The 7,050-nt window shown below is 56.5% G+C and carries 11 protein-coding genes; 1 reads left to right on the top strand and 10 read right to left on the bottom strand.

Annotated features, from left to right (window positions below):
- Positions 1 to 429 (top strand): hypothetical protein (locus WM40_RS25295; protein ID WP_052738531.1); only part of this gene is annotated, 429 nt, incomplete at its 5' end.
- A 27-nt stretch (positions 430 to 456) separates the two neighbouring features.
- Here WM40_RS25295 and WM40_RS25300 read toward each other — a convergent pair.
- The 10 genes from WM40_RS25300 to WM40_RS25345 all read right to left on the bottom strand — a co-directional run.
- Positions 457 to 1,080: a DNA/RNA non-specific endonuclease gene (locus tag WM40_RS25300; RefSeq protein ID WP_162199129.1), complete on the bottom strand. Its 624-nt coding sequence runs from the start codon at positions 1,078 to 1,080 to the stop codon at positions 457 to 459.
- Positions 1,081 to 1,277: 197 nt separating this feature from the next.
- Positions 1,278 to 1,589, bottom strand: coding sequence for a hypothetical protein (locus WM40_RS25305; protein WP_046154380.1), 312 nt, complete (start codon positions 1,587 to 1,589; stop codon positions 1,278 to 1,280).
- Between the two features lie 27 nt (positions 1,590 to 1,616).
- On the bottom strand, positions 1,617 to 1,892 hold the full coding sequence (locus tag WM40_RS25310) for a hypothetical protein (RefSeq protein ID WP_157686002.1): 276 nt from the start codon (positions 1,890 to 1,892) through the stop codon (positions 1,617 to 1,619).
- Between the two features lie 72 nt (positions 1,893 to 1,964).
- Entirely contained in the window at positions 1,965 to 2,345 is a 381-nt protein-coding gene (locus tag WM40_RS25315; protein WP_052738532.1) for a zinc-finger-containing protein, read from the bottom strand.
- 18 nt (positions 2,346 to 2,363) lie between these two features.
- Positions 2,364 to 3,080, bottom strand: a complete 717-nt coding sequence (locus WM40_RS25320; protein ID WP_236693698.1) for a hypothetical protein — start codon at positions 3,078 to 3,080, stop codon at positions 2,364 to 2,366.
- Between the two features lie 212 nt (positions 3,081 to 3,292).
- Complete coding sequence (locus tag WM40_RS25325; RefSeq protein WP_052738533.1) at positions 3,293 to 3,883, bottom strand: class I SAM-dependent methyltransferase; 591 nt, start codon at positions 3,881 to 3,883, stop codon at positions 3,293 to 3,295.
- 175 nt (positions 3,884 to 4,058) lie between these two features.
- Complete coding sequence (gene pilV / locus WM40_RS28325) at positions 4,059 to 5,219, bottom strand: shufflon system plasmid conjugative transfer pilus tip adhesin PilV (RefSeq protein ID WP_052738534.1); 1,161 nt, start codon at positions 5,217 to 5,219, stop codon at positions 4,059 to 4,061.
- A gap of 12 nt (positions 5,220 to 5,231) precedes the next feature.
- A complete protein-coding gene (locus WM40_RS25335; protein WP_046154383.1) occupies positions 5,232 to 5,714 on the bottom strand; it encodes a hypothetical protein in 483 nt (160 codons plus the stop codon).
- On the bottom strand, positions 5,714 to 6,676 hold the full coding sequence (locus WM40_RS25340; protein ID WP_046154384.1) for an ATPase, T2SS/T4P/T4SS family: 963 nt from the start codon (positions 6,674 to 6,676) through the stop codon (positions 5,714 to 5,716). Before WM40_RS25340 ends, WM40_RS25335 begins: the two co-directional genes overlap by 1 nt.
- A gap of 10 nt (positions 6,677 to 6,686) precedes the next feature.
- Positions 6,687 to 7,050, bottom strand: a 364-nt coding sequence (locus WM40_RS25345) for a type 4 pilus major pilin (RefSeq protein ID WP_046154385.1), incomplete at its 5' end; no start/stop codon positions are given.

Raw genomic sequence — 7,050 nt, forward strand, 5'->3', positions numbered from 1 at the left:
CTGCTGGGGCCTTGGCGCTTTTTGTCCTGCTTCGGAGCAGCGCACGCGCAAGCACCGCAACCAGACCCGCACGGCGGTCCATCGGAACCCCCACGTTTTGCGCCACCACACGATGCTCGCCCCGACGGTCCCCCGCCGCTCCCAGGCGGTCCGGCGGCGGACGTGATTGGCGACCTTGAAAAATTGCAGCACATCTATGCGATGACCGGCCGCGAGAACGAGATGCTCAACGTCTATCAAAACGTTGTGGATACTTCGCATGATCCGGTCGTTCGTCGATTTGCTCGCGATGCGATCGCGCATCTGCAATTGCGGCCGTCGAATCCCAACCAAGCCATTGCCACGCTACAAACGCAGTTGAAGGAAGACATCGAGCGCGCCAACGCGATGCCCCCTCCGGACATGCAATCAGGCAAGGCACCACAATAATCCGGCATCACTGGTGCCACCCCGCACCTATCGCAAAGCATCCTCCGGCAAGAGTTGCATGCCGATGATGCGCACCAAATCTGGGTAGCTGTAGACGCCTTGTACGCGGGCGTCGTCCGAGTTATCCAGGATGAAGCACCAAGCCTTGCGGCTCGCCGGATCGTAGACGAGCTTGAACAGCTTATCCGGCACCCAAACATTGTCGGGGCCGATTGTCCGGTGTTCTCCGGTATAGAACGGCCCCGTCAGGACGTAGACACCAGCCGAGCTGCGCATCGCGTAGTTTCGCGTGGCGCGCTCCACGTTTTTCGCCCACACCCCGCGATTGTTCTCTGGCGCCTGCGGCACCATGTTCGCCAGGCTAAAACTTTGCGCCATGGCCTCCGGGCTGGACCGGTCCGCCGCCGGGCTCATATGCCCACGATCGAACCCGGAGCCACGGTAGTCTTCGAGACGCGCCCTCGCGTCGGATGGCAAGCGCGCTTCCTCGTAAAACACATTTGTACGCCGTTCCCCACGTGCAGCGCGTAGGTTTTCTGGCGTAAGGTGCTCGGCGCTATAGATGGGCGTTTTCGATTCTCCGGAATACAAGACAGCGAAGTCCGCAAAGCAGAGCGCATAGCGCTGGCCGGGCTGCTTCGCTGTGGCCACCGGTGCCGCGCCTTCATAAAACGTCGATGAGCAAGCGGCGAAGTCTGGTGCCGCGAAAACAGCTGCAGGCAGAAGACCAATAACAATCGCGCAAAGGACGCGACGAGCAAGAGATTTAACCATCGGAGAAAGCAACTGTGATCGTTAATAGGCAGCAATAGTCGCGGCATATGCTGACCGCCGCGACCGACATTAGATTAGCGCTGATAGCACTTCACATGCGAGTAGTTGTCTGCTTCGTTGAGCGCCGGCAGCAATGAGGCCGTCATAAAGGCCTCGCATTTATAGCGCTTCCCGTGTGCTGTTGTCGCGAAGTACTGGAGGTTGTCGCCTCCAATCGCCGTCGCCGGCGTCTTCGACATCGAAGAAATTGTGACTTCGTCCGAGGAGGCAAGCCCCAACTGCCAAGCTGTCAGTTTATTGAGCGTAATTGGATCAGGCTCGCCAGTAGCGCAGCCTGCCATCAAAATCGATACACCCAGTACGGTAATGCCAATAAGCGAACGCATTTTTTTATTCCTCTATAGCAAAATTAGTCATTGGAAATGATGCAGCTGTCCAAGCAGCAGGCTGTTGATGACGCGATCCTCGTTAGTCTTGTTGCCAAGCAATTCGTCTATTGATGGGGAGGAAAGCGTTTCGACGTGGACGACGACGTGTCGATACTCTTCGCCCTCGGCAAAGCGGACCTCGCGCATATCGCCGTCGACGGCGAAGACTTCCACTTTTCCGAGTTCCGGATGCACCGCCAAGCTGCCTATGGGCGCACGGACCGGATGATGCAATACGTCAGAAATTTCTCGATTCGGCATAGCGCCTCCAATTATTTTTGCTGGGCACGGCGCTCAAGGTACTCCCCAATAAATGCTGAGATACGGAGCGACTCATCCAGCGACAGTGTATGAAAATTCGTTTTTTTCCTCTTCGATACCTGCGGCGGCCGCTGCCCACCGCAAAGCCTTCCCACGCGCCTCGAACACGTTGGCGCCATCACGCGCCATCTTGCGCTCGACGAAGGGTTCCAGCGCCGCGTGGACCGCTTGCTTGGCCTCGCGTAGCTCCGTGTTCGCCAGGCGTCCCGCCGGCTTGTTTTCCTTGCCGGCTCGAACCGGTACCCAGGCTTGGCAAGGAACACAAATCCAGACCGGCTTCCGATCAACGGAATAGGGATATCCGTCGTCTCCGAACTTGCGGAGCATCGCGGGCTCGCCGCAGTAATCGCACTTGACGGAAGTGGGCGCTTTTATGGGACGGCCGACTCGCATGGCAACGACCTCGATCGATTAAAAACGGTAGGCTAAACCAATCTGGACCACCGGATAAATGCGGTATTTAGACACTGAGTCCGATATCCGCTGTTCCTCTGCCTGGACGTTTGCAGCACCGGCCTGCGCGGCCAAGCCTGCAGAGACGGAATAATCGACGCGTGGCTTTCCGTACGCTACGCCGAGATCCGCGGTGACATTAACCCCTCGCCGGCCTTCGGTTTTATGACCAAATCCAATACCGAGATAGGGGCGCACGGCGGGATAGCTGATCTTGGCACTGACCGACTGACCGGCGGCTGCATAATCCTGCCCATTTATGCGATACGTGCCGCCCGTCGACTCGCCATCGCCCTTAAGATAGCTATTGCCAATTAACGCACCAGCGGTAAAGCGGAAGCTGCTCGATTGGAAAGGGAAGACATCCATGTACAGACCGCCGCCGATAAGGTTCAAGCGGCCTTTGTATTTGGTATCTCCCGAGCTAACGGAATGCGACAGTGCGCCGTAGTCGATATCGGCATGTGCGCCGATGTAGGAATTGAAGTTGACGGCGTAGCCGACGCCCCCGCCTTGCGTGCCGACTTGGCCATAAATCTCCCCGGCACGCGCGACCGGCAGAAAAAAGACTGATACAAGCAAAGCTATAAAAATAGGACTACGAAACGCCTTCGTGCAATGCCGACCAGCGGTAAAAACAAGATTTGCAAACATTTTTGATAAACCCCAAGACAATAGGAATTGTCCGAGCCGCACCGATAGGAACAACGCAGGGTGCTGGGGCTACCGCAAACGCGCGGCGGCCTGCTCGGGCCGCCCACGCGTGGGCCATCGCGTTAGATTTGCGCGGCGAGGCGAGAAATCAGCCTCTGTGCGCCAGGAAGAGATTGCATCGTAGCATCGCGAAAACCGTTATGCAATAACTTGATGTCGCGTTCTACACGACCCTAATCTGGGGCGCCATCATCCAGTGCCCCGTTCGGAAGGTCAGTACCACCGATGGGTTTTTTTCTTGCTTCGGGTAGAAGCGCGAATTTCGCATCTCTCGACAGAAAAACGCTGGACGTGGATGTGAAGGCATTTATCGGACCAAAGCCGCTGAAGCGGATCTCGATAAGACCTGCGTCTACTAGCATATTGGCCGTGTTCGGATACCACTCCGCATTGTCCAGGATTACCATCCCTCCAGGCGCTAGCATATCCAGTGCAGCGCGCGCGCTGCGATACCGTTCAGCGCCATCGACAACAATCACATCAAAACGGCTAGGCGAAAACCTCTTTATCGAATCGGCGTAATGCCTGCCGTGATCCTCATGAAAAAGACTGACGTTCGCAGGCAAGTTATCCTTTAATTGATTGAACCACCCGTTGTCGAACTCAACACTTGTGACTGATTTAGCACGCTTTGCCCAAAACAAGGTCGACGCCCCTGCTCCATATTCGAAAATCGCTTTTTCAGAAAAATCGATGCCTTTGAGGTGTTCGATAAGCGGAAAGCTCAGCCACGGTTGATAGTCCCCCTTGCCGTCTACTGGCATTCCTTCTATCGTACGGACTTGCCCATATCCAGCCAGGTATGTCTTTAAGATCCGAGCGCTGACTATCAACGTACGCGGAACAACGGCTCGGACAACCGATTTGATTCCCAATCTTAATCCCCAACGTAAATTTGTGTGATCGCGGTATTTTACGTCAGTTGAGGCGCTGTTGACATCAAGATATGCATGAAACCAATATCGCAGACGAGTCAGGACTCAGATTCTCAACAAGCCAGTAGTAAAGCGCTCCATTCTGCCCGGCCGGGAGTACAGCGCCATTATTATTCGGTCCATTGATCCCGCTCAGCCAGCAGAACCGGTACCAGCCAATGTACGTCCCAGTTGTGTAGTAATACCACCCGACCTGGGTATAACTAAGGTTTTGCACATTTTGCCAGGTAGAGTTCGAGCAGATCAGTGTGCTTGACCCTGACGTGCTAACAGCCCCATTATTCGAACAAGCCGCCCCTGCCGAATAGACAGTGGTCGGAATCAGATAACTACCGGCGGCATAGCTTTGTGCTTGAAACGCCGCGCCAACAGTCAAATTACCCGTGATCGTGCCGCTTCCCGCGGCCGTTACGTTGCCTTTAGACGCGAGGGTCCCCCCCGTCACAGTACTTGTAGCCGTCACCGTCGTCGTCCCCACATCGTCAACATCGGTGATGTCATGCTTGGTACCGCTTGTATCCTCCATCGAGAGGTCCGTCTGCATCGCATTGAGTTGCGACTGCCCTGACACGGCAACGCGATACAGATAGTTTGTGTTCGCCGTAGTGCTTTGGTACGCAAGCAAGGAAGCCAGGTGGCCACTGCCTGGGTTCGTAAAGTTGGCCATCGATACGGACCAACCGCCATAAGAGCCCTGCGCGGTGCTGGCCGTCAGCGACGAATCCCCTCCTTGACTCGCATACGGAATAAAGCCGCCCTGCGCCCCTGCTTGGGCAGCAATCTGCACCAGCTGCAACTGATTGGAAATTGCTGTGCCGTCTTGGGATGTCACCAGGGTCTCCAACTCTCCTGTAGAGGGTTGCAGCACCTGAGCCAGCCAGGTTTGCCCGAAGGGATTTTTTGCCGAGAAACCTGCCGGCAGGTAGCCGGTATTAATGAGCATCGCGGTCGTGATATTTGCGGGCGTTGTCGAGGTAGCCACCTCCGCAATCGTGGCAGCGTAATCGCTGACGTACTGCGCAGCCGCTTTATCAAAAACAATCAACTGACCGGCCGTCGCCGACGTACGAATGTTCTCGATGCTGTGGTTGGCCATCGTGACAAAGCCAACCATGCCCAGCATCGACAAACCCATCGCGATGATGATACTCAGTATTGAATCCATTGCCTTCCCCGATCATGAATTTGCGACGACCCACTTCACGACGGTCCCGGTCGGGATCGTCGTGCTGATCGCGGCGCTGCTGCCTGTTACTAGATTGATGCCGACGCCGCTGGTGCTCACGCGATACCAGGACAGATCCTCATCGGTGTCTTTCCGGATAAGACCTGCTACACCCGCTACGGCGGGCACATACGCATAGACATTGCGGCCCGAACTTGCCGACGTCGTCAAACATCCTGAATTTAATGGCGCTTTTGTGCCAGCGGGTAAATAGGCTGTAACTGAAATCGCGCTACTCACCTCTCCCGCCACTGCGAACGCAGCCTCGACACAGGCGGCGGCATACACCTCGGCCGCCTTTGCACGCTGCTGGGCTCGGTTTTCCATTGCGCCGCTTAATCCCGCACCCGGCACCGCGTCCGCCTGCTGCGTCATCTGGGCAATAAGGCCGAGGATTAAACAGATAACGACGAACGGATAGATGGCGAAGCCCATTAAAACCCTCCAATCGGAGGCGTCTCAGCGGTCATGTTGCGGTGCTGACGACTGAGCTCGGAGGCGAGAGACGACAGATCGTCCTGCCGCAAATGACTGCGGATCGCGGTTTGACTGATCGATCCCGATACAATCAGCGGAGAAAATTCGATGTGGTGCTGCTCCTGCTCCATAAACGTTTCCGTTGTCATCGACTGATGAATGATGGCGCACAGAGAATCGGCCAGAAGACCGTTGTCGAGCTTGGCCTCGCGCAGCATGTTGCGAAGACGCTCCAACGCCGTCGGGATGTTGTTGCCGTGCAGCGTCGCGCTTACAAGCTGGCCGCTGGCACCGGCAATTACCGCGCGGGCGGCTGCGGCCGAGTCCCGGATCTCGCCCAGCATGATGACCGAGGGGGCGGCGCGCAGAAGCCGTGAAATCGCAGCACCAAATTCCTCGTCGCTCTGCACCTCAGTTTGATACACAGTCCCGGTCGCCAAGCCGGTGGAATATTGCCCCTGAAGCCGAATTTCGATGGGGTTCTCGACGGTACACGCCGTGCCGCCGTATTCCGTCATGTACTTGGTCAACCACGACGCCTGACTCATCGATTTGCCCGCGCCCGTGCCACCCGTCCAAAGGATGAGACCTCCTTTACGGAATGATTCATCCAGCAATGCGCGCTGGAGCTTTTTCGGCATGCCGAGCTTGCCGTACTCGATCGGCGCACGCTTGAGATTGCGGCAAATATAGACGTCGCCTTCGAGCGTGTTGATGCGCTGTGCGCGCAAGGTTAGACCGTCGTGCTCGTAACGAAAATCCATGCCCGTACGATGCGCGGTCAATGCCTCGCGCAAGCGTGCGCATTCCGCGAGATCCTCGATAGACGGGGTGCGGCGTACACCATCGCTTGGACTGCGCTTATACCAGACCGCGTTGGGCTCCAGGTACATATCTGAGAACAGAATGTCTTTGAGCATGGCCGGCCTTTTATTGGAAGGTGACGGTCATCGACGTCGAAGACGAGCATGCCTCCTGCGCTGTAATCGTGTCGGGCTCGTTGCTGCTGGTAAAGTCCGTGCCACCGACGCTGAGCGACTCATAATCAGCCAAGCCCAGCACGATCTTGACGCACTGGCTCACGGTTTCATTGCCACCGAATCCAATCACGCCTTCGGTCGCGTTGTTGGCGCTGGAAAACGTCATTGACGTGCCCCAGGGGTCGTATGCCGCGCTGTTACGCACCAAACCCTTTGGAATGGTCCCCGCGCTGATCATCGCCGTCTCGTTTGCGGTCGTGAAATTCGTATACCCGTTGCTCGACTGTGCAAAACCGCTTCGCGCATTCGTCATC

The sequence above is a fragment of the Robbsia andropogonis genome (genome assembly GCF_000970345.1).
GTDB lineage: Bacteria > Pseudomonadota > Gammaproteobacteria > Burkholderiales > Burkholderiaceae > Robbsia > Robbsia andropogonis.